This is a genomic window from Caballeronia hypogeia (genome assembly GCF_001544875.2).
In the GTDB taxonomy this organism is placed as follows: Bacteria; Pseudomonadota; Gammaproteobacteria; order Burkholderiales; family Burkholderiaceae; genus Caballeronia; species Caballeronia hypogeia.
The window spans coordinates 163,533-184,346 of sequence record NZ_FCOA02000005.1; the positions used below are offsets into that span (position 1 = coordinate 163,533).

Annotated in this window: 21 protein-coding genes; 11 read left to right on the forward strand and 10 right to left on the reverse strand. The window is 63.8% G+C overall.

Annotated features, from left to right (window positions below; translation table 11 throughout):
• Positions 1 to 17: 17 nt before the first annotated feature.
• A complete protein-coding gene (gene metE / locus AWB79_RS11305) occupies positions 18 to 2,309 on the reverse strand; it encodes a 5-methyltetrahydropteroyltriglutamate--homocysteine S-methyltransferase (protein ID WP_061167502.1) in 2,292 nt (763 codons plus the stop codon).
• Positions 2,310 to 2,421: 112 nt separating this feature from the next.
• Between metE and AWB79_RS11310 the strand changes: the two genes are divergently transcribed.
• Entirely contained in the window at positions 2,422 to 3,333 is a 912-nt protein-coding gene (locus AWB79_RS11310; protein WP_061167503.1) for a LysR family transcriptional regulator, read from the forward strand.
• Here AWB79_RS11310 and AWB79_RS11315 read toward each other — a convergent pair.
• From AWB79_RS11315 to AWB79_RS11325, 3 genes are read right to left on the reverse strand one after another with little or no spacing between them, the layout of a single operon-like run.
• A complete protein-coding gene (locus AWB79_RS11315; protein WP_061167594.1) occupies positions 3,323 to 3,706 on the reverse strand; it encodes a VOC family protein in 384 nt (127 codons plus the stop codon). The genes AWB79_RS11310 and AWB79_RS11315 overlap by 11 nt on opposite strands.
• An 11-nt stretch (positions 3,707 to 3,717) precedes the next feature.
• Positions 3,718 to 4,890, reverse strand: coding sequence for an MFS transporter (locus AWB79_RS11320; protein WP_061167504.1), 1,173 nt, complete (start codon positions 4,888 to 4,890; stop codon positions 3,718 to 3,720).
• Positions 4,887 to 5,669 (reverse strand): DeoR/GlpR family DNA-binding transcription regulator, encoded by a 783-nt coding sequence (locus tag AWB79_RS11325; RefSeq protein ID WP_061167505.1) that lies wholly within the window; start codon positions 5,667 to 5,669, stop codon positions 4,887 to 4,889. Before AWB79_RS11325 ends, AWB79_RS11320 begins: the two co-directional genes overlap by 4 nt.
• A 167-nt stretch (positions 5,670 to 5,836) precedes the next feature.
• Between AWB79_RS11325 and AWB79_RS11330 the strand changes: the two genes are divergently transcribed.
• Positions 5,837 to 6,568 (forward strand): FadR/GntR family transcriptional regulator, encoded by a 732-nt coding sequence (locus AWB79_RS11330; RefSeq protein ID WP_061167506.1) that lies wholly within the window; start codon positions 5,837 to 5,839, stop codon positions 6,566 to 6,568.
• 7 nt (positions 6,569 to 6,575) lie between these two features.
• Here the strand turns inward: AWB79_RS11330 and lhpH are convergent, their stop codons facing one another.
• Together lhpH and AWB79_RS11340 are read right to left on the reverse strand one after the other, a co-directional pair.
• Positions 6,576 to 7,583, reverse strand: coding sequence for a trans-3-hydroxy-L-proline dehydratase (gene lhpH / locus AWB79_RS11335; protein WP_061167507.1), 1,008 nt, complete (start codon positions 7,581 to 7,583; stop codon positions 6,576 to 6,578).
• Between the two features lie 11 nt (positions 7,584 to 7,594).
• Positions 7,595 to 8,716, reverse strand: coding sequence for a branched-chain amino acid ABC transporter substrate-binding protein (locus tag AWB79_RS11340; RefSeq protein ID WP_061167508.1), 1,122 nt, complete (start codon positions 8,714 to 8,716; stop codon positions 7,595 to 7,597).
• A 245-nt stretch (positions 8,717 to 8,961) separates the two neighbouring features.
• Here AWB79_RS11340 and AWB79_RS11345 point away from each other — a divergent pair, with 245 nt between their 5' ends.
• From AWB79_RS11345 to AWB79_RS11355, 3 genes are read left to right on the forward strand one after another with little or no spacing between them, the layout of a single operon-like run.
• Positions 8,962 to 9,696, forward strand: a complete 735-nt coding sequence (locus AWB79_RS11345) for a haloacid dehalogenase type II (RefSeq protein WP_061167509.1) — start codon at positions 8,962 to 8,964, stop codon at positions 9,694 to 9,696.
• Positions 9,693 to 10,418, forward strand: coding sequence for a haloacid dehalogenase type II (locus tag AWB79_RS11350; protein ID WP_061167510.1), 726 nt, complete (start codon positions 9,693 to 9,695; stop codon positions 10,416 to 10,418). The genes AWB79_RS11345 and AWB79_RS11350 overlap by 4 nt, the downstream gene beginning before the upstream one ends.
• Positions 10,419 to 10,442: 24 nt before the next feature.
• On the forward strand, positions 10,443 to 10,937 hold the full coding sequence (locus AWB79_RS11355; RefSeq protein WP_061167511.1) for an Lrp/AsnC family transcriptional regulator: 495 nt from the start codon (positions 10,443 to 10,445) through the stop codon (positions 10,935 to 10,937).
• Positions 10,938 to 11,044: 107 nt separating this feature from the next.
• Here AWB79_RS11355 and AWB79_RS11360 read toward each other — a convergent pair whose 3' ends face one another.
• Positions 11,045 to 11,926: a LysR substrate-binding domain-containing protein gene (locus tag AWB79_RS11360; protein ID WP_061167512.1), complete on the reverse strand. Its 882-nt coding sequence runs from the start codon at positions 11,924 to 11,926 to the stop codon at positions 11,045 to 11,047.
• A 114-nt stretch (positions 11,927 to 12,040) separates the two neighbouring features.
• Here AWB79_RS11360 and AWB79_RS11365 point away from each other — a divergent pair, with 114 nt between their 5' ends.
• The 5 genes from AWB79_RS11365 to AWB79_RS40045 all read left to right on the forward strand — a co-directional run bounded on the left by AWB79_RS11365 (position 12,041) and on the right by AWB79_RS40045 (position 16,047).
• Positions 12,041 to 13,285 (forward strand): MFS transporter, encoded by a 1,245-nt coding sequence (locus tag AWB79_RS11365; RefSeq protein ID WP_061167513.1) that lies wholly within the window; start codon positions 12,041 to 12,043, stop codon positions 13,283 to 13,285.
• A gap of 147 nt (positions 13,286 to 13,432) precedes the next feature.
• Positions 13,433 to 14,410: an MFS transporter gene (locus AWB79_RS11370; protein WP_269767928.1), complete on the forward strand. Its 978-nt coding sequence runs from the start codon at positions 13,433 to 13,435 to the stop codon at positions 14,408 to 14,410.
• 32 nt (positions 14,411 to 14,442) lie between these two features.
• Positions 14,443 to 15,537 (forward strand): mandelate racemase/muconate lactonizing enzyme family protein, encoded by a 1,095-nt coding sequence (locus AWB79_RS11375; protein WP_061167515.1) that lies wholly within the window; start codon positions 14,443 to 14,445, stop codon positions 15,535 to 15,537.
• Positions 15,538 to 15,547: 10 nt separating this feature from the next.
• Positions 15,548 to 15,715: a hypothetical protein gene (locus AWB79_RS39435; RefSeq protein ID WP_157695749.1), complete on the forward strand. Its 168-nt coding sequence runs from the start codon at positions 15,548 to 15,550 to the stop codon at positions 15,713 to 15,715.
• 194 nt (positions 15,716 to 15,909) lie between these two features.
• A complete protein-coding gene (locus AWB79_RS40045; protein ID WP_198399011.1) occupies positions 15,910 to 16,047 on the forward strand; it encodes a hypothetical protein in 138 nt (45 codons plus the stop codon).
• 6 nt (positions 16,048 to 16,053) lie between these two features.
• Here AWB79_RS40045 and AWB79_RS11380 read toward each other — a convergent pair whose 3' ends face one another.
• The 3 genes from AWB79_RS11380 to AWB79_RS11390 form a co-directional block, all read right to left on the reverse strand.
• Entirely contained in the window at positions 16,054 to 17,682 is a 1,629-nt protein-coding gene (locus AWB79_RS11380; protein ID WP_061167516.1) for an IclR family transcriptional regulator domain-containing protein, read from the reverse strand.
• A 109-nt stretch (positions 17,683 to 17,791) separates the two neighbouring features.
• The gene (locus tag AWB79_RS11385; RefSeq protein ID WP_061167517.1) at positions 17,792 to 18,637 is read right to left on the reverse strand and encodes an NAD-dependent epimerase/dehydratase family protein; all 846 of its coding nucleotides are present in this window, start codon (positions 18,635 to 18,637) and stop codon (positions 17,792 to 17,794) included.
• Between the two features lie 21 nt (positions 18,638 to 18,658).
• On the reverse strand, positions 18,659 to 19,690 hold the full coding sequence (locus tag AWB79_RS11390; RefSeq protein WP_061167518.1) for an NAD-dependent epimerase/dehydratase family protein: 1,032 nt from the start codon (positions 19,688 to 19,690) through the stop codon (positions 18,659 to 18,661).
• Positions 19,691 to 19,833: 143 nt separating this feature from the next.
• Here AWB79_RS11390 and AWB79_RS11395 point away from each other — a divergent pair, with 143 nt between their 5' ends.
• Entirely contained in the window at positions 19,834 to 20,796 is a 963-nt protein-coding gene (locus AWB79_RS11395) for a LysR substrate-binding domain-containing protein (protein WP_061167519.1), read from the forward strand.
• Positions 20,797 to 20,814: the final 18 nt, after the last annotated feature.

The following is a 20,814-nucleotide window of genomic DNA, read 5'->3' on the forward strand; positions in this document are numbered from 1 at the left end:
CTCGTTCTCCGTCTGGATCACGCGGACTGTCGCAGGCTCCGCGCGGCCGCGACCATGTTCCTGAGCGCGGGAATCACTTCTTCCCACTGACGCGTCTTGAGCCCGCAATCCGGATTCACCCACAGACGTTCGGCGGGAATCCGCTCCGCCGCCTTCCTCATCAGATCGACGATGTGCTCCTGGCTCGGGATGTTCGGCGAGTGAATGTCGTACACGCCCGGCCCGATCTGGTTCGGATAGTTGAAGTCGTCGAACGCGTCGAGCAGTTCCATGTCCGAGCGCGACGTTTCGATGGTGATGACATCGGCATCCATCCCGGCGATCGACGCGATGATGTCGTTGAACTCCGAGTAGCACATGTGCGTGTGGATCTGCGTGTCGTCGCGCACGCCGTTCGCGGTGATTCGAAACGATTCCACCGCCCAGCGCAGATACTCGCCCCACTGCGAGCGGCGCAGCGGCAGGCCTTCGCGCAGCGCCGCTTCGTCGATCTGAATCACGCGCACGCCGGCCTTCTCCAGATCGAGCACTTCCTCGCGGATCGCGAGCGCGAGCTGATTGCACGACACGGAGCGCGGTTGATCGTCGCGCACGAACGACCAGTTGAGGATCGTGACCGGACCGGTCAGCATGCCTTTCATCGGCTTGCTGGTCTGCGCCGCCGCGTAGGCGATCCACTCGACGGTCATCGCTTTCGGGCGGCTGATGTCGCCGAACAGGATCGGCGGCTTCACGCAACGCGAGCCGTACGACTGCACCCAGCCGAACTGGCTGAACGCATAGCCATCGAGCTGTTCGCCGAAGTATTCGACCATGTCGTTACGTTCGGCTTCGCCATGCACGAGCACGTCCAGGCCCAGCGCTTCCTGTTCCCGCACGGCGCGCGTGATTTCGCGCTCCATCGCGGCGCGATAGCCGGCGGCATCGAGCTCGCCGCTCTTGAAGCGGCTGCGCGCGTGGCGAATCTCACCCGTTTGCGGGAACGAGCCGATGGTCGTCGTCGGAAACGCGGGCAGGCCGAGAATGGCCGCCTGTGCGCTTGCGCGTGTTTCGTAGCTGCTCTTTCGCTGACCCAGCGACGCATCGATGCGCGCGATGGCCGCCTTCACCGCCGCGCTATGCACGCGCGTCGACGCGCGGCGGCTTTCGATGGCGGCGGCGTTCGCGGCGAGCGCATCGGCAACGGATGCGCGACCGTGGTTCAGCGCATCGGCGAGCACACGGAGTTCATCGAGTTTTTGCAGCGCGAAGGCGAGCCAGGATTTGATTTCAGCGTCGAGGTTCGCTTCGCTCGTCAGATCGACCGGAACGTGCAGCAGCGAGCAGGACGGCGCGATCCAGAGACGCGAGCCGAGTTGGCCGTGCAGAGCCTCGAGCCATTCCAGCGTGGCGTTCAGATCGCTCTTCCAGATGTTGCGGCCGTTGATCGCGCCCACCGACAGCACCGCCGTGTCCGGCAGATGCGCGACGGCATCGCCGATTTCATCGCGTGCGTTGATCGCGTCGATGTGCAGGCCATCGACCGGCAGCTTGCAGGCGAGCGCGAGATTGTCCTGCAACTGCCCGAAGTACGTCGCGAGCAGCAGGCGCACGCGACGGGCCGAGAGCGCGTCGTAGGCGGTCACGAACGCATCGCGCCACTCGGCGTCGAGTTCGGTGACGAGCGCGGGTTCGTCGATCTGCACCCAGTCCACGCCTTGCGCCGCGAAGTGATCGAGCAAGGCTGCGTACACCGGCAGAAGGCGCGGCAACAGCGCGAGCTTGTCGGAGTCGTCCTTGGCCTTGCCGAGCCACAGATACGTCACCGGACCGATGATCACCGGCTTCGCGTTCACGCCGAGCGCGCGCGCCTCGCCGATCTGTTCGACCAGACGCGAGACATCGAGCGTGAACTGCGTGTTCGCGTCGAACTCGGGGACGATGTAGTGATAGTTCGTATCGAACCACTTGGTCATCTCGCCCGCGGCCACGCCGCCGCAGCACGCGGCGTGTTGTTCTCCGTGCGTGGCCGAGCGGCCGCGCGCGACGCGGAAGTAGTTGTCGAGCGCATCGCCATGAAAGTCGCGCACGCGCTGGGGCAGGTTGCCCAGCGTGAAGCTCATGTCGAGCACCTGATCGTAGAACGCGAAATCGCCCGCGGGCACGTAGTCGAGCCGCGCCTGATCGTTCCAGTGACGCGCGCGCAGCGCCGCTCCCGCGGCCTTCAGTTGCTCGCGCGACGATTCGCCTTTCCAGTATTCTTCGAGCGCGAATTTCAGTTCGCGGCGGGCGCCAATGCGCGGGAATCCGAGATTGTGTGTGGTGGCCATCGTGCGTTCTTGTCCATTGAAGATGATTCACCGTCGATGATAGGATTTTCGATGTATGAATAAAAATGGTATGTTTTCATATATCGATTAACTTTGTTCATGGTGGCGGATCATGCTGGAACGCAGTCATCTCATGGTCGTGCGTGAAGTCGAGAAGCAGGGGTCGCTCACCGCGGCGGCCGAGGCGCTGAATCTTACGCAGTCGGCCCTGAGCCACACGGTCAGAAAGCTGGAGCAGCAATTGGGCACGGCGGTCTGGACGCGCGAAGGGCGCAGCATGCGTCTCACGCAGGCGGGGCGCTATCTGCTCGGTCTCGCGAACCGCCTGTTGCCGCAGTTCGAACTGGCGGAATTGCGCATGAAGCAGTACGCGCAGGGCGAGCGCGGCACGTTGCGCATCGGCATGGAATGTCATCCGTGCTATCAGTGGCTGCTCAAGGTGGTGTCGCCTTATCTCGCGCGCTGGCCCGACGTCGATGTCGATGTGAAGCAGCGCTTCCAGTTCGGCGGCATCGGCGCGCTTTTCGGTTTCGATATCGACGTGCTCGTCACGCCCGATCCGCTCAAGAAAGCGGGCTTGCGCTTCGAGCCCGTGTTCGATTACGAGCAGGTGCTGGTCGTGGCCGACGCGCATGCGCTGGCGAGCGTGCCTCATGTCGTGCCGGAGCAGCTTGCGTCGGAAGTGCTCATCACTTATCCGGTCGAGACGGATCGGCTGGACATCTTCACGCGATTCCTCACGCCGGCCAATGTCGTGCCGAAACGTCAGAAGGTGATCGAAACGACCGACATCATGATGCAGATGGTCGCGAGCGGCCGGGGCGTCGCGGCATTGCCGCGCTGGCTCGCGGAAGAGTACGCGGACCGCATGCCGATCACGCCGGTCAAGCTCGGCAAGAAGGGCATCGCGAAGAAGATATATCTCGGCATGCGCGAGTCGGACAGGAGCATCGACTATCTCGCGGCGTTCGTCGCTCTGGCGCGCGACGCTGACTGGGCGCGTTCGCGCGTGACTATGCGGTGATCTCGATGCGCGTGCCGTCCGGTGCGGCGATCACGGCCTCATAGAAACCATCGCCGGTGGTGCGCGGGGCGGAAACCAGCAAGCCGTCGGCGTGGCAGCGCGCGGCCATTTCATCGACCGCGGCGCGGCTTCCCAGCGAGATCGCGAGATGGTCCCAGCCGGCGTGTTCCGTTGCGGACGCGTCAGCGATCCACGGCGCGCTCATCAGTTCGATGCTGGCGCGCTCGCCGGGCACGGTGACGAAGCAGGAAACGAAGCCTGGCCGTCGCGCGCTTCGATACGTGTCGCCAATCTCCGCGTGGAAATATCGACGCCAGAATTCGGCGGCGGCGATCAGATCGCGGGTCCACACTGCGATATGAGCGATGTGCATGAGCATTGCCCTCAGGATCGTTCCGTCGTCACCGCGCGGGCGCAGACCGGAACGAGACAGAGCAGCGCCGCGAGCAGCCAGAATGCGCCCGGCAAACCCACACCTTTTGCGATGAAACCCACGCCCGCCGGGCCCACGAGATGTCCCGCATAGCCGGTCGTCGTGATCGCGGCGACGGCGAGCGTAGATGGCATCGCGCGTTGCGAGCCCGCGCGCCGGAACAGCACCGGCACGACGTTCGATGCGCCGAGGCCGATCAGCAGGAACCCGCCCAGCGCGATCGGGGCGCCCGGCGCGGTGAGCAGGACGACGAAGCCGGCAATTGCGAGCACGCCTCCCCAGAACATGGTCGAGCGATCGCCGATGCGCGCGGTCAGCGCGTCGCCGCCGAGACGTCCCGCGGTCATCGCGATGGAGAAGAACATGTAGCCGAGCCCGCCCTGCGCGGACGCGACCAGACCGGTGCTGGTCAGCAGCAGCGCGCCCCAGTCGAGCAGCGCGCCTTCGACGAGAAAGGTGATCGCGGCGAGCCCGGCCAGCATCAGCACGATGCCGCGTGGCCACGCGAACAGCGGAGCGTCGCTGGCCTGCGCCGTTTCGATCAGGCGCCCGCGCGCGACGGCGATCGCGCCGAGCATCGGCGCGGCGCAGAGCGCGGTGCTCGCGAGCGCTTCGATGTGCATCGAAAGAAGGAAGGTCATCGAGGTCGCGCCCGCGAAGCCGCCGACGCTGAACAGCGCATGAAAGCCCGACATCAGCGGCCGGCCTTCGGCGCGCTCGACCTCGACCGCGTGAATGTTCATCGCGACATCGAGCGAGCCGAGAAACGCGCCGAACGCGAGCAGCGCGACGCCCAGCGTGAGCGGCGTGGCCGCCACCGTCAAAAGCGGCAGGATCAGGGCGAGCCCGCATCCGCCCGCGACGATGATCGGCCTGCTGCCGAAGCGCGCGCTGAGCGCGCCGGTGAGCGTCATCGCGATCACCGAGCCTACGCCGATGCACAGCAGCAGGAGGCCGAGCGTGCCTTCATCGACGCCCAGCCGCTCCTTGGCGAAGGGCACGAGCGGAGCCCAGCACGAGACGCCGAAGCCCGCCACGAGGAACGCGAGGCGCGTGGCGAAGCGCGCGCCCGGCTGGGCGGATGCCGTCGCGGGCGGCTTTGCGGGAATCGAGCGGGCGCTCATGAGCTGACCGGCGCCTGAGCCGTCAAAATCGATGGGCCGGCTTTCGACAAGGCCGCACGCGCCGCGTCCGGCAGGTCCGATTCGACCACCACGCTTTCGATCGACCTGATCGCGGCAACGCGATGCGGCGCGCGGGCGTCGAACTTGTCGCTCAGGGCGAGCACCACGCTGTGCTCGCTCGCGGCGAGGGCCGCGCGTTTGAAGCTGGCGTCGGCGAGACCGAATGCGCCGATGCCATTCTTCGACGAGATCGCGCAAGAGCCGATGAAGCATCGGTCGATATTCAGTTGCGCGACGCTCTGCACGGCGCTCGCATCGACGCAGCCGCCCACGGCCGGATCGACTGCGCCGCCGATCATGATGAGTTGCAGGTCGGAGCGGTGCAGCACGGCCGCGGCGATGTCGATGGAGTTGGTCGCCACGGTGAGTTCGGCGTCCTCGGGCAGCAGATCGACGAGCGCGAGATTGGTGCTGCCGCTGTCGAGGAACAGGAGTTCGCCGCGGCCGACGAGGGGGACCGCCGCGCGCGCCAACGCCGCCTTGCGTTCGCGCGCCAGGTCCATGCGGCGTGCCATGGGCGCGGAGGCGGGCGTGATCGGCAGCGCCCCGCCATAGACGCGGCGGCAGCGTCCTTCGGCGGCCAGCGCGCGCAGATCGCGGCGGATGGCGTCTTCCGAAATATTGAATTCGATGGCGAGCGCAGCAGCGACCACGGACTGGCCTTGCGCGAGCCGGCTCGCTATTTCGTCGCGGCGGGCGAGGGGGATGTCGTCGTTCATCTGCACAGCATATCGCGCATGAACAAGAATGTAAACGTGCACAAATGTGCATTGCCGCTGGTGTTGCGGTCGCTATACAGCCGCTTTTGGTCCGTTCACACTGTGCCGGATTTTCATCAAAGTGGTATATTTGAAACCACATTGCCCAACGTCTCGACACCCGCATCATGGCCTCCGCCCGCCACGACTTCCCCCGCGATTTCCGCCCGCTTCAGATATACGAGCAGGTGTCGGACAAGATCCGCGAAGAAATCCGCACGGGCCGCTTCCTGCCCGACGCGCGCCTGCCGTCCGAGCGTGACCTGGCTGCGCTGTTCGGCGTAGGACGGCCTGCGGTGCGCGAGGCGATCGGCTCGTTGCAGAACGAAGGACTCGTCGTGACGCGGCGCAACTCGGGCACCTACGTCTGTCCGAACGCGCCGCAAATCCTCGCCAGCGCCGCCGCATCGGCCGAACTGCCCGCCGACTTCAGCCCGTCCGCGACGCTCGACGTGCGCCTGATCCTGGAGCCTGCCATCGCGCGCCGCGCCGCCGCCCGCAAGCAGCGCGACGAACTCGCGGAGCACTACCTCGCGCAGATGGAAACGCTCACCAATGTCGCCGATGCGGACGAACTCGCGTTATGGAACAACAGCGACCGGCTCTTTCACCGGCAGCTTGCCGTCATGACCGGCGACGCGCTGCTCGCGAAACTCGCGGACGAGATCGCGCAGACCATGGACCAGTCGCTGTGGAAGCGCGTGAAGGACGACGGCATTCATGATCCGGGCCGCATCAGGCTCTATGTCGCCGAGCATCGGCTGATCTATGAAGCCATCGTGTGCGGCGACGCGGACGCTGCGGCGTTCTACGTCGAGCAACACATTCATCGTGTGAAGCGCGACGTGACGCCGAGCTGAACGCGCCCTATCGGACGAGGAAGCCGTACGACAGCGGATCGCGTTCGTCGATGATCCAGTTCGCGAAGCCGCAGATATACGCGTTGCCTTCTATTTCCGGAATGACAGCGGGAATGTCGTGCACCGTGGTTTCCTTCAGCACACGTCCCTTGAAGATCGTTCCGACGATCGACTCGTTCACGAGCGTCTCGTTCGCGCCGAGCTCGCCACGCAGATAAAGCTGCGCGACGCGCCCGCCCGTGCCCGAGCCGGTGGGCGAGCGGTCGACCTCGCGATCGGCGAACACGCAGCAGTTCGCCTGCGTCGATCCCGGGTGGCGCGGCGCGTTCGCGATGATCGTGCCGTAGATGTGATTGATCTCGGGAATGTCCGGATGCGCGACCGGATACGCCTTGTTGGCCGCTTCCTTCACTTCGGCGCCGAAGCGGATCAGCTTCTCCACGGATGCTTCGCGCACCGGCAGATCGTGCGGCGCGCCATCGGCATAAAAATAAAACGCGCCGCCATACGCGATATCGCCCGTCACTTTACCGAAGCTCGGCGTGTCCACCGTCACGTCGCGCTTCCAGATGAACGACGGCACGTTCACGAAGCGCACGCCGCCCGCGTGATCGCCATCCCACTTTACGAACGCTTCGATGAAGCCGCACGGCGCGTCGATGCCCACGCGCGTTTCCGGGCTCGTGCGCTGCACCCAGCCCAGCTCGACGGCCGCCGTCGCGAGCGCGATCACGCCGTGTCCGCAATGATCGCTATAGCCCTCGTTGTGCAGGAAGATGATGCCGAAGTCCGCGCCCGGCGATACCGGCTCGGTGAGATAGCCGCCGTACATGTCGGCGTGGCCGCGCGGCTCGAACATCAGCGCGCGGCGAATGTCGTCGGCGTTTTCCTTCAGCCATGCGCGGCGCTGCACGATGGTGTCGCCGGGCAGGCGCGGCAGGCCGCTCGTCACGATGCGGAACGGCTCGCCGCCGGTGTGGACTTCGACTGTCGAGATGGATCGGGTGAGTTTCATCGCTATCCGGTTTATTGAGCGTAGGGCACGGGCAGGCCGTTGCGGATCATGTACACGGTCGTAGGCGCCCCTTGCAGGTCGCCGTTGGCATCGAACGAATAGGTGCCCGCCACGCCCTTGTATTTCTCCTTCGCGAGCTGCGCGATGAGCTTGGCCTTGTCGGTCGTGGTGTCGGCCTTGACCATGGCGTCGGCGAGCATCTTGACGCCGTCGTAGTAATTGACGCCGTAGACCTGCGTGTCGGTGTGATACGCGTCGTGATACTTCTTCAGGAACTCGCGGCCTTCGGCGGTCTTGTCGAGCGCTACGCCGCCCTGTGCGCAATACACGATGGAAGCCGCCTCGCCCGCGACCTTGCCCATGTCGGCCGAGCAGATCCCGTCGCCGCCGAGCAGCTTCGCGCGAATGCCGCGCTGCTTCATCTGCTTGGCCATCGGCGCGCCCTGCGATGCATAGCCGCCGAAGAAGATCACGTCCGGATTCTTCGCCTTGATCGCCGTGAGAATGCCGAGGAAGTCGGTGGCCTGCGAGTTCGTGAACTGCTGGTCGACGATCTGGATGCCGTTCGCCTTCGCTTGCTTCGTGAACTGCTCCGCGACGCCCTGGCCGTACGCGGTGCGGTCGTCGATGACGGCGGCGGTCTTCGCCTTCAGCGTCTTCGCGGCGAATTCGCCCATGGTGCCGCCGAGCTGCTCGTCGCTCGCGCCGATACGGAATATGTTCTTGAAACCCTGCTTCGTCAGCGCGGGGTTCGACGCGACCGGCAGCAGCGGAATGCCCGCGTTGTTGTAGATGCGCGAGGCCGGAATCGCCACGCCGGAGTTATACGGGCCAAGCACGGCGAGCACGTTGTGATCGGCGAGATTCTGCGCGACCTGCACGCCGACCTTCGGGTCCGCCTGATCATCCTGCGAATCCAGCTTGAAGGTGACGCTCTTGCCGCCGATCTTGATGCCCTGTTTGTTCAGTTCTTCGATGGCCAGTTTGGCGCCATTCTCGTTGTCCTTGCCATTCGGCGCCTGCGGGCCGGTAAGCGGCGCGGAGTGACCGAAGGTGACGACTTCCTGCGCGCCTACCGATGCGGCGGCGCCGAACGCCGCTGCGGCGGCGATCGCAATGACGGGATAACGCATGAGTGGCCTCCTGACTGGTTTTTAAAAATACCAATGTAAAAGAATTCTGGTTTCCAAACAAGCAATGAAAAATACCTACGATGACTTCAGGTCGAGAGGGAAAACCAGAAGAGCGGGCCGGTAGAATCTGCTGTCGCACTCCGCGTCAACGATAGAAGCTGCTGACGCCCAGGGCAAGAAAAGTTCTGGTTGCCGTGCGCCCTCCCTACACTGTGAACTCCAATCCGACCAAGACAGGAGCGACCGTGGAACTCACCGACTTCGACACACTGACTTTCGACTGCTACGGCACCTTGATCGACTGGGAGTCCGGCATCTTCGAAGGGCTGCGGCCCCTGCTTGCGCGCGTCGAGCCCGGGATCACGCGCGATCAGGTGCTGGAAGCGCATGCGCGGCATGAGTCGTCGCAGCAGCGCTATACGCCGTTCAAGCGTTATCAGGATCTGCTGCCCATCGTGTACAAGCGGCTGGCGGAAGAGTGGCGCGTGTCGCATACGCATGAGGAATGTGTCGCGTACGGCCGTTCAATTCGCAACTGGCCCGCCTTCGAGGACTCGGCAAGCTCGCTGCAATACCTGAAGAAGCACTACAAGCTGGTGATTCTGTCGAACGTGGACAACGAGAGCTTCGCGTATAGCAACGCAAAGCTGCAAGTCGAGTTCGATGCGATCTATACGGCGGAGGATGTCGGTTCGTACAAGCCGTCGCCGCGCAACTTCGAATACATGATCGGCAAGCTCGGCGAACGCGGCATCACGAAAGACAAGATTCTGCATACCGCCGAAAGCCTTTTTCATGATCACAAGCCCGCGAACGAATTCGGCCTGGCTTCGTGCTGGATCTTTCGCCGGCACGCACAGCAGGGTTTCGGCGCGACCATGGATCCCGGCGCGCAGCCGAAGATCGACTTCCGCTTCAACAGCATGGCGGATCTGGTGCGCGCGCATCAGGAGGCGCTCGCGAAGCGCTCGGGCTCATGAGACTGACCGGGTTCAAGGCGCTCACCTTCGATTGCTATGGCACGCTGATCGACTGGGAGGCCGGGATCGCCGCCGGCCTCGCCTCGCTGACGGCGCGGCTCGATCCATCGATCACGCGCGACGAGGTGCTCGAAGCGCATGCGCGGCACGAAGCGCATCAGCAGCGGATGACACCCGAGATGCCATACGACCGGCTGCTTGCCGTGGTGTACAAACGGCTCGCGGAAGAGTGGCGTGTAGCGCATACGTCGGACGAGGCAGTCGCCTACGGGCAAACGGTGGGCGACTGGCCCGCGTTCCCCGACTCCGCGAGCACGCTTCAATACCTGAAGAAGTATTTCAGGCTCGTGGTCGTTTCCAATGTCGACAATGCCAGCTTCATGCGCAGCAATGAAAAGCTGGCAGTAGAATTCGATGCCGTCGTGACGGCGGAGGACGTCGGCTCGTACAAGCCGTCGCGCCGCAACTTCGATTACTTGTTCGAGGTGCTGTCCGCGCTCGGCATCGACAAGGCAGAGACGCTGCACATCGCCGACAGCAACTATCACGATCATCAGCCCGCGGCGCAATTCGGGCTGCGTTCCTGCTGGATCTTCCGGCGCTTCGAGCAGCGCGGCTTCGGCGCGACCGTGAGGACGTTCACGGAACCCGCCGTCGATTTCAAGTTCACGAGCATGGCTCAACTGGTTCAGGCGCATCACGAAGAACTCGCCCGTGGATGACACGGCAGCGCAATCGATCACGCTATGAATAACCGACAGAAGCTGGACCGCATCGACATCCGGATACTTGCCGAGCTTCAGAAGAACGGCAACATGACGAACGCGAATCTCGCCGGACTCGTCGGGCTGTCCGCAAGCCCCTGTCTGCAGCGCGTGAAGCGTCTTGAAGCGGCGGGCATCATCTCGGGTTATGGCGCGCATCTCAATCTCGCGAAGCTGACCAGCACCGTGACGGTCTTCACCGAGATCATGCTGCACGATCACCGGCGCGAGGACTTCATAAGGTTCGAAGCGAATCTGCGCGACCTCGACGAAGTCACCGAATGTCATCTCGTGAGCGGTGGTTACGACTACCTGCTGAAGTTTCTCGTCAAGGACATCGGGCACTATCAGGAAGTGATCGAGAAGCTCGTCGATCGCAATGTCGGGATCGAGAAATACTTCAGCTATATCGTGATCCGCACGCCGTTCGTGAAGCTTACGGTGCCGATCGAGTCCTTGCTGGAGGATGACAGTTGAATCGGATATCTAACTAAAATTTCGCAAACGATAACACGCAACTAACCGTCGAACCCACGCGCCTCGGCAAATAGCTTTGCCATTCACCCCGGCATTCAATCCTGCGGCTATCCCGCAAGCTGCCCCTTGATCCAGCGATGAAACTGCGCGATGGCCGCCTCGCGCGGATGTCCGTCGCGCCACGTGAAGTAGTAGTCGAGCGAGGCGGGCACGCGCACCGAACCGAGTTGCACCAGTTCCCCGCGTTCGATGAAGTCGCGCGCCAACTGCATGCGCGCGGTCGCGACTCCCTGGCCGCTGATGGCCGCCCGCAGCAACAGGCCCGCGTCGTCGAAGATCGGGCCGCGTTCGGGCTCCGTCCCGTTCACGCCCGCCGCCTCGAAAAAATCCCGCCAGCCGCGCCGCGAAAAGCGCAGCAGCGGCATGCTGGCCAGCATCTCGGGACGGAAGTCCGGATAGCGCGCGAGCAACGCCGGACTGCACACGGCGACGACCTGATCGTCGAGCAGCTTGCGAATCTGAAAGCCGGGCGCTTCCACGCGCCGATGCCAGATGCCAATGTCGAACGGATAGGGATCAGGCGGCGTCACGGCGGCATGCGTATGCAGCGAGAGGTCGACATCGGGATAGCGTTCGTGAAAGTCGGGCAGGCGCGGAATCAGCCACACCGATGCGAAGTCGGACATGACGCTCAACTCCAGGCGCGTCACGCCATTGACGCCGGGGCGCGTGGCGTCGAGCGCGTCGCGCAGGTCCTCGAGGCTGCGGCGTACGCGGTCCGCGAGCTGCGCGCCCGCCGCCGTGGGGATCATCTGGCTGCCGACGCGCTTGAACAAATCGACGCCCAGCTCGGCCTCGAGCGCGCGCAAATGATGACTCACCGCGCTGTGCGTCAAATGCAATTCTTCAGCGGCTCGACTGAAGCTGCGCCGTCGCGCGGCGGCTTCTAGCGCGCGTAGCGCCTGCAATGGAGGAATGGACCGGGACATGACGTCAAATTCTACTCACAATCGCGTCGTAAATCTCTCGTTGGCATGGTCGGGCGGTTTTCGCCAATAATTGCCTACTTAGGTACGTTCCGCTTTTTACGCATCGCCCGCACCATGACCGCACTCAGACTTCGCGTACTGGCCGTTTTCGCGCTCGGCTATTTCATCTCCTACCTCTTTCGCGGCGTCAATCTCGGCTTCGCGCCGTTCCTGTCACGCGAGCTGGGCTTCACGGCGACCGATCTCGGCACGCTCACGAGCGTCTATTTCCTGGGCTTCGCCGGGGCGCAGATTCCGGCGGGCGTGCTGCTCGACCATTTCGGCGCGCGTCGCGTGACCGCGTGCATGCTGCTGTTCGCGGCGGCGGGCTCGCTGCTCTTCGGGCTTTCGCACGGCATGGCGGGTTTGACGGCTGGACGTCTGCTGGTCGGCGTGGGCGTTTCGGTCTGTCTCGGCGGCGCGTTCAAGGCGACGGCGCAGCACTTTCCCATCGCGCAACTGACCTTCGTCAACGGCATCGTGATGGCGCTGGGCGGGCTCGGCGGCGTGGCCGTCGGCGCGCCGCTGTCGTGGCTGCTGACGATCGCGCCGTGGCGCGCGGTGAGCATCGGTCTCGCGGTCGTCACGACAGGCGTCGCCGCGATCATCTGGCTAGGCGCGCCGACGGTGCGCTCGGCCGAGTCGAAGGCGAGCGTGCTCGATCAGTTCAAGGGCACGCTCCATATCCTGCGCAGCCGCGCGTTCTGGAAGACCGCGACGTTCTCCGGGCTCACGCAGGCCGTGTTCTTCGCGATGCAGTCGCTGTGGATCGGCGCGTTCCTGCGCGACGTGGCGCCCGCCGGCACGGGCGATGTCGCGGCGCGCGCCGGCCTGATGGTGTCGGTGCTCGGCGGCGCGTTCATCGTCGGCAATCTGTGCTTCGGTGCGCTCGCGCGCGTGTTCGAGCGGCGCGGAGTGAGCGTGCAGTTGTTCTCCGGCGTGACCATGGTCCTGTACGTGATCGTGCAGGCGTTGCTCGCCGCGCGCGTGCCGTTGCCGCAGCCGCTGCTGTGGGCCGCGTACGGCGCGTTCGGCAGCACCGGCATCCTGACCTATGCGGTGCTCGCGGAGTACTTCCCGGCCCGCCTGATCGGACGCGTCAATACGACCTTCACGCTCGTGATCTTCGCGGGCATCTTCGTCGCGCAGATCGCCATCGGTGCGGTGCTCGCGCGATGGCCCGCAGTGGACGGGCACTATCCGGCGATCGCGCATCAGGTCGTGTGGATGGGACTGGTCGTGATGCAGGCGCTTGCGGCCGTGTGGTATTTCATGCCGTCCCGGCGCGCGGGCGTCGGCACGCGCGCGGTCGAGTCCTGACGCGCGACGATCCGTCTCGTCAGGCGCGAGTCTCAGCATACGGAACTGTCAATTGCCGCCGAGGGTAATCCCTCGGCTGGCGTCGCATCCGCGTGTTCCTAAGATGCACTCACCCGAAACGCGCGCCGCTCGTTGCGAGCGTGTTGTGTGTTCTTCGGTGCGGTTTTCAGTGCGTTCGCCGAACGAACACGACACATGCAGGAGACGGATGTGCCCAATCGAACGAGCAAGTACCGGACAGTGATTCTCGTCATGCTGCTATTGGCGATTGTGATCAACTACATCGACCGTGCAGCGTTGTCCATCGCGATGCCATTCATGTCGCGCGATTTTCATCTGAGCGCCGCAGATAAAGGATTGATCTTCGCGTCCTTTTCGGTCGGCTATGCGCTCTTCAATTTTCTCGGCGGATATTTTTCGGATCGTTTTGGCTCGAAAAAAGTGCTCGTCTGCTCGATGAGCTTCTGGTCCGTCATGTGCGCGATGACGGCATTGGTTTCGGGCTTCTGGTCGCTGTTCGCGGTGCGCATCTTCTTCGGCGCGGGCGAAGGCCCCAACTCCGCGACCGCCAACAAGGTCGTCATCACCTGGTTTCCCACTTATCTCGTCGATGCGAAAGGCATCAGCCTCAAGGACATGAGTCTGGTCTCGTCACTGCCGTGGATTTTCGGCGCGCTCGGCTTTCTCGGCGGCGGCTTTCTGGTCGATGCGATTTTCCGCAAGACCGGCAAGCAGTTCTTTTCGCGCAAGGTCGTGCTGGTCAGTTCGCTCTTGATCGCGGCGGTCTGCATCGGTTTCACCGGCACGGCCGACAGCGTGACATCGGCGGTCAGCCTGATGACGGTCGCCATCGGCTTTCTGATGCTCGCCGCGCCCGCCTACTGGGCGATCATTCAGGACAGCGTGCCGCGCCATCAGGTCGGCACCGCGAGCGGCTTCATGCACGGACTCGCGAACGTCTCGGGCATCGTCGGCCCGGCGGTCACGGGCTTTCTGATCCAGGGCACAGGCAGCTATGCGAGCGCGTTCGTGCTGGCGGGCTCGCTCGGTGTAGTCGGCGCGTTCATTCTCGCGATCTTCGTCGGGCCGCGCAGCGAGGCGCGCGCGCTGACCGCGGCAGTCTGACCAAACAATTCGATGTACGCATAGAGGATTTCATGAAGATTCGATCTGTTCAGGTTCGCGTGGTCGAGATTCCGTTCGAGGACGGCGGACCTGCGAAAACGATCACGCCGCTCACGTGGCATTCGCTGGAAACGGTGCTCGTGCGCGTCGAAGATACGGATGGCAATGTCGGCTGGGGCGAGGCGTTCGGCTATTTCATCGCGGATGCGACGGCTTCGGTGATCGAGGCGCGCATCAAGCCGCTGCTCGAAGGCGCGGAGATCGCATCCATCGAGGAATGGAATCGTCGCACGCAGCAACAACTGCATCTGTTCGGCCGCTATGGCATCACGACATTCGCGATCTCTGGCGTCGACATGGCGCTGTGGGATCTGCTCGCCAAACGTCGGCGCGTTCCGCTTTTTAGTGTCTTCGGCGCCAGCAATAAAAGGACGCTGACCACGTATGCGAGTCTCGTGCGATACGGGACGCCGGAGATGGCTTCGTCGATCTGCGCGCAGGCGCTTGATGAAGGCTATGAGGACATCAAGCTGCACGAGGCCGACATGCGAGTGATCGATGCGTGCCATCGCACGGTGGCGGGCCGCGCCGGTATCTCCATCGATGTGAATTGTGGCTGGGAGCGCGACGTCGCGCGCGCCAACGTCGATGCGCTGGCCAAGCACGATCGCATCACATGGGTCGAGGAGCCGATTTTTCCGCCGGAGGATTTCGCCGCGCTCGCGTCCTTGCGTGCGCGGGGCGTGCCGATCGCGGCAGGCGAAAACTGGTGCACCGAGGTCCAGTTCAGACACGCGATGGATGCGGGCGCGGTCGACTACATTCAGCCCAGCGTGAGCAAGGTCGGCGGCGTGACGGAATTCGTCAATATCGCGCGAGAAGCACAAAAGCGCGACGTCGGCGTGTTGCCGCACTCGCCGTATTTCGGTCCGGGCTTTCTTGCGACGCTGCATCTCGCTATCGCGTTTTCCACATTGCAACTGGAATATCTGTATGTGAAGCCGGCGGCGGAGTTGATCGACCTCTCGTCGATTCGCCGCGGCCCCGCGTTCGATCTTCTCGATGAGCCCGGCATCGGCTTGTCGCCGGACGAAGCTGTCGTCACACGATTCGTGCGCGCGCGATAGGGGGAAACGAATGCACAAAGCGGAGCGGATCGTTCTGGAAAATGACGTGCTGCGGCTGGAAGTCGTGCCGCAATGGGGCGGGCGTGTTGCGTGTCTGCGCGCCGACGATGTGGACATTCTCGTGCCGCTTCGCGATCGTGAGTTCGATCCGCTCGCGTGGCCGCGCGCCGGTGCGTAACCCCTGGTGCCTTATTCGAACAGAATCGAAAACGCGCGTCTGAGCTTCGGTAACGCGATCTTCGATTTGCCCGCGCATCCGAACGCTAAGCCGCATACGCTACACGGCGTGTCGCATGCGTTGCCTTGGAGCGTGGTAGACGCGAATCGGGAAAACATTGCGATTGCGGTCGAGTATAGCGGGCCGGAGTGGCCGTGGGCGTCGGCATCTATCAGCATGCGTCGGGCACGGACTCGCGCAACGTGAAGGCGGTCGCGGCGATCTATGGTTTCACGCCTTCTTCGACATCGAATCAGCTCGGTCTGACCATGGGCATAAGACACGCGTTTTGAACGGCGTCAGGCGCCAGCGGACACAGCCCTTTCGGTGTCAGCGGCGCTTCCAGCCACCGACGTTTTCACCTTCAGCAAATAACCCGACCAGGGCGCGGTGCCCAGCGATTCGATAGGCTGAAGATGACGGTCCGTCGTGATGTAGAGCGCCGGTTCGTTTTTCAGTCGCGCGAAAGCGATGCCGGTCGGCGCGGCGACCGGCAGGCTCACGATCCTGTCGAGATTGCCTTCCGCCGAGAAGCGCACGACGCTCCAGCCTTCCTGCAGCGCGGTCCAGAGGCCGCCTTCGTCGTCGAATGCGAGACCGCACAGACGGCCTGCACCCTTGGGCATGGACGCAAAACGCCGCACCGACGACGATTGCGCCGTCATCGTGAAGATCGTGCCCGAATCGGGTGCGATCGCGAAGGCGACTTCACCGCTCGCGTCCCAGGTCATCGCGGTGATGGGTTCGTGGAAGGTCCAGCGTGTCTCGAAGCGGCCTTGTTCGGTGATGGTGCCGACGAGGGTCTGCTGCTCGCGCATCTGAGCCGCCCATACATCGCGGTTGTGATCCATGCAAAGCGGCGCGATGGCAACGTCGTCCCATGCGGTGCCCGCGCGGAGCGCGTGCCAGCCTTCGCGGGGCGTATAGCGCCCATGCCGGTCGCCCTGCGCGACGATCAGACCCTCGGCGCTGTCCTGCATCGCGGTGACGGGCGCGTCGAGCGTCGCGACGATGCGGTCCTTCTCACCATCGAAGCAATGGATCGCGGGCGCGAGTGTGTCGGCCCAATACAGACAACCCGTCTCCTGAGACCAGTTGGGGAACGCGCCATGAAAGGCCCAGCCGTCGCTGACGGGCGCGACTTCGTCGCTGTCGCGCGCCACTTGCGTCGCGGTCAGTTGAGCGCCGACCCGCCGGGCTGCGTCGGCAAGCTCGGGACCGAGCAGTTCGAGCCGCGCCATCGTTAGCCGATACGCGGGCCCCGCGACGCTCAGCGCACCGCGCACGCGGCCGAGCGGATCGACGATCGGCGCGGCCACGCAGCGCACGCCCAGAACGATTTCTTCATCGTCGATCGCATAGCCGCGTGCGGCCGTGATGCCGATCTCGATCTGCAGTCCGCGACGGTCGGTGATCGTGCGCGGCGTCAGCGGATCGAGGGTGATCGTTTTCAGCAGCGCGTCGCGTTCCTCGCGCGGCAGACGCGACATGATCGCCTTGCCTTGACCCGTGCAATGCAGCGGCTTGCTCTGGCCGAGACTCGCTGAGGAGCGGTACGAATGCGCGCCATCGCAGCGGTCGAGCGACAGCACCGAGCGGCCGTCGAGTATCGCGAGATAGGCGGTCTCGCCGGTGAGATCGCGCAACGCACGCAGTTCGCTGCTGGCCGCGCCGACGAGATCGGGCATCAGATAGGCATTGCGCACGAGTTCGATATAGCGAAAGCCGAGGCGATACACGCGATTGACCGCGTCGCGCCGGATCAGCCTGCGCTCGACCAGCGTGGCCAGGATGCGATAGAGCGTCGTCTTCGGCAGCCCGGCCTGTTCGAGCAGCGCGGCGTTGCTGATGCCGCTCGATGCGCTGCCGATCAGATCGAGAACGGTCAGCGCCTTGTCGAGCGATGCGGTTCCTTCGCCTGTGCTCATGGTTCCATCCCCTGGTATCGCAGTTTCGATGATAGGCCTATAAACGGATAAGGGAGCGGCTCCAGACCGCTCCCTTATCCCGACGAGTTCCAGATGATGGAACTGCGCGTTACCTCAGCAGGCGTTGCGTGTCGCCTTCGTACTCGGACTGCGAAAAAGCGCCCCCGAGCGTCAGTTCCGCCGCGCTCTTTGCGGCATCGCTCCCGGCGGGCGGAACCGGATCTTCGCGCAGCACGCGCGCTTCAGCGTCGGCGTCATGGCCGCCGTCCTCCGGGCGATATCCGAGTGAGAACGCGGCGCTGTTGTCATAATGACGGCCAGTGGAATCGGAGATGCCGTACACGACCGAGAACACTACGTCCGGATGCTCGATGCCGATCGACACGAGCTGCCCGAGATCGCGCCAGCTCAACCAGCTTCCGAGCCTGCGCCGGTCGATGGCCTGCGTGTTGACGTTGCCAATGCGGATCGCCATCACCTGCATGCCGTACTTGTACGCATACAACGCGCCAATCGACTCACCAAACGCCTTGCCGACCGCGTAACGGCTGTCGGGCCGCAACTGGCTGTGCGTGTCCATCACGGGGCCGTGCGGCTGGCGCGGATGCAGGCCCACGACATGATGCGAGCTTGCATAGACGACACGCCGCACGCCCGCATCGCGCGCGGCGTCGAAGAGACTGATTGCGCCTTCGACACTCAGCTTCACCTGCTGGTCCCACGGCGCATCGGTCGTGCAGGCCGCGAGATGCACGACCGCGTCGCACTCGCGCAGCAGCGCGGTCAGCGCGGCCTGATCGCAGATATCGATCACGGCGGATTGTTCGCGTTCGGCGCAACCGGTGATCGGTTTGATATCGAGCGCGAGCACTTCATAGCCGCGTTCGAGCAGTTGTTTCCTCAAGCCCGTGCCGACCAGACCGGCCGCGCCCGTGATGGCGATTCGTTTGCTCATGTGCGTTCCTTCAGTGTGAAATCAGCGCGCCGCCTTGCGGCCGACCGCTTCATCGACCATGTCGAAAAGCGAATACTTCGGCACGAAGCCGAGCAGCGCGCGCGCCTTCGCCGCGCTGCCATGCGTTCGTCCGAGCTCGACGGGAATATGCGCCTCCACATAACGCCGGCCCGTGGCTTCCGCGAGATACGGGATGAATTCGGCGAGACTCACGGGCGTCGCTGGCGCGAGATTGAACGTCTCGCCAATCGCCTCGGGCTTGTCGTGGATCAGCATCAGGCCATGCACGATATCGCGCACGTCGACGAGTTCCTGCGTGTGCGGGCGGCCTTGCTGATCGTAGGTGATGAGTAGCGGTTCGTCGTCGGCCACCAGCGGTTCGAGTATGTCGAGCATGGCGCGCAGCTCGTCGTTGCTCGTGGCGCCCGCATGATGGGTGCTCGCAGCCTTGAGGCTGCGCACGCGGCCATTCACATAGAACGCGGCGCTCGAATATTCGCCGTTCGGATCGATCAGTTCATGCGCCGCCTCGATATGCGAGAACACCGCGATGCTCACATCGAGATTCGGTTCCGAGCGCGCGTAGAAGCGCGCCATGTCCTCGCCGAGCAGCTTGCTCATGCCATAGAACGAATACGGCTCGCGCGGATGCATTTCATCGGTCGGACGATAACGTGCGAAACGCGTCGGATAGACCTGATCGCTCGATGCGAAGATCAGGCGCACGCGCTTTCTCGCAGTCTGATCGGCGGCGGCACGCAGCACGTTGTATGTGCCGACGACATTGGCGTTCCAGATGGCGTCGCGTGCCTGTGGCTGGAACGAGATCACGGCGGCCATGTGAAACACAGAGTCCGCGCCTTCGATGGCCTGCTTCACCGCGCCGTAATCCGCGAGATTGCCGACGATGCATTCAACGCCCAGCGCGCGCGTCGCTTCGAGATTGCGGTCCTCGGGCAGGGCGATGGTGCGGACCGTGTGCCCCTGCCCGATCAGCAGTTTCGAAAGCGATCCGCCCACGCGGCCCGTGGCGCCGGAGACAAACACTTGCATGGTTATTCCTCTTGCGATTGAGATGGCGCCCGATAAAAAGAAGTCATGCGGCGCATTGCATTGGTGCATTGGTGCATTGGTGCACGACTCTAAGCTTGCGCGGTTAGAATTGAAATTGAAGAAATTTCAGATTCTGATAAGCAATGGTTATCAGCAACAAGGCAGGCGCGGATCACGAAGAGCGGCTCGGGCTGCAACTGCTCGGCAGATTGCGGATCAAGCATCTGCGCCTGATCGAAGCCCTCGACCGGCAGCAAAGCCTGCGCAAAGCCGCGCAGGAGCTGAACATCTCGCAACCGGCTGCAACCAAAATTCTTCAGGATCTGGAAGACGTCACGGGCGTGCGTCTGTTCGAGCGTCGCGCGCGCGCGCTGAAGATCAACGAGTTCGGGCGCTTCGTCGCGATCTATGCGCGGCGCATTCTCGGCGAGACCGAGCGCTTCGGCGCGAACCTTCATACGCTCGTGAGCACGGGTCACGGCACGCTGTCCATCGGCGCGATCATGGTGACCGCTGCCGAACTCATGCCGGCGGCCGTGCTCGCGCTCAAGCAGTCGCGTCCCGGCACGACCGTTCGTCTCGTCGAATCGTCGAGCGACAGATTGCTCGTCGATCTCGCCAAGAACGAGTACGACTTTGTTATCGGCCGTCTGGTCAGTCCGCAGGACACGGTTCATTTCGACCTGATTCCGCTGAGCGACGAGCCGCTGTGCGTCTTCACCTCGCGCGACACGGAGCTTCCGCCGCGCGTGCGCAGCCTCGCCGATCTCCACGGCATGCAGTGGGTCATGCAGGATTCGCCGACGCCCGCACGACTTTTGATCGAAGAGGCTTTCGCGCACGAGCGTCTGCCGCTGCCGCCGCACGTCGTGCAGACGCAGTCGGTGTACGCGATGCTCAACCTCGTGTCGAAGGCCGGGCTCATCGGTGTCTTGCCGGTCACGATGGTGCGCAACGAAGGCGAGCGCTTCCAGATCCTGCCGATCCAACTGCATGGCAAGTTACCGCCATACGGGATCATCGTGCGCCGGGGCGTGGAGCAAAGTCCCGAGTGCCAGGAGATGATTGCGATCCTGATCGGGCTTGCGCGGCATGCTTCCAGCTAATTCGGGGTCTTGCGCCGT

Excerpts from the sequence above, each read along its gene's own strand:
- metE (WP_061167502.1), bottom strand. The coding sequence starts at position 2,309 with ATGGCCACCACACACAATCTCGGATTCCCGCGCATTGGCGCCCGCCGC.
- AWB79_RS11310 (WP_061167503.1), top strand. The coding sequence starts at position 2,422 with ATGCTGGAACGCAGTCATCTCATGGTCGTGCGTGAAGTCGAGAAGCAG.
- AWB79_RS11315 (WP_061167594.1), bottom strand. The coding sequence starts at position 3,706 with ATGCACATCGCTCATATCGCAGTGTGGACCCGCGATCTGATCGCCGCC.
- AWB79_RS11320 (WP_061167504.1), bottom strand. The coding sequence starts at position 4,890 with ATGAGCGCCCGCTCGATTCCCGCAAAGCCGCCCGCGACGGCATCCGCC.
- AWB79_RS11325 (WP_061167505.1), bottom strand. The coding sequence starts at position 5,669 with ATGAACGACGACATCCCCCTCGCCCGCCGCGACGAAATAGCGAGCCGG.
- AWB79_RS11330 (WP_061167506.1), top strand. The coding sequence starts at position 5,837 with ATGGCCTCCGCCCGCCACGACTTCCCCCGCGATTTCCGCCCGCTTCAG.
- lhpH (WP_061167507.1), bottom strand. The coding sequence starts at position 7,583 with ATGAAACTCACCCGATCCATCTCGACAGTCGAAGTCCACACCGGCGGC.
- AWB79_RS11340 (WP_061167508.1), bottom strand. The coding sequence starts at position 8,716 with ATGCGTTATCCCGTCATTGCGATCGCCGCCGCAGCGGCGTTCGGCGCC.
- AWB79_RS11350 (WP_061167510.1), top strand. The coding sequence starts at position 9,693 with ATGAGACTGACCGGGTTCAAGGCGCTCACCTTCGATTGCTATGGCACG.
- AWB79_RS11355 (WP_061167511.1), top strand. The coding sequence starts at position 10,443 with ATGAATAACCGACAGAAGCTGGACCGCATCGACATCCGGATACTTGCC.
- AWB79_RS11360 (WP_061167512.1), bottom strand. The coding sequence starts at position 11,926 with ATGTCCCGGTCCATTCCTCCATTGCAGGCGCTACGCGCGCTAGAAGCC.
- AWB79_RS11365 (WP_061167513.1), top strand. The coding sequence starts at position 12,041 with ATGACCGCACTCAGACTTCGCGTACTGGCCGTTTTCGCGCTCGGCTAT.
- AWB79_RS11375 (WP_061167515.1), top strand. The coding sequence starts at position 14,443 with ATGAAGATTCGATCTGTTCAGGTTCGCGTGGTCGAGATTCCGTTCGAG.
- AWB79_RS39435 (WP_157695749.1), top strand. The coding sequence starts at position 15,548 with ATGCACAAAGCGGAGCGGATCGTTCTGGAAAATGACGTGCTGCGGCTG.
- AWB79_RS11380 (WP_061167516.1), bottom strand. The coding sequence starts at position 17,682 with ATGAGCACAGGCGAAGGAACCGCATCGCTCGACAAGGCGCTGACCGTT.
- AWB79_RS11385 (WP_061167517.1), bottom strand. The coding sequence starts at position 18,637 with ATGAGCAAACGAATCGCCATCACGGGCGCGGCCGGTCTGGTCGGCACG.
- AWB79_RS11390 (WP_061167518.1), bottom strand. The coding sequence starts at position 19,690 with ATGCAAGTGTTTGTCTCCGGCGCCACGGGCCGCGTGGGCGGATCGCTT.
- AWB79_RS11395 (WP_061167519.1), top strand. The coding sequence starts at position 19,834 with ATGGTTATCAGCAACAAGGCAGGCGCGGATCACGAAGAGCGGCTCGGG.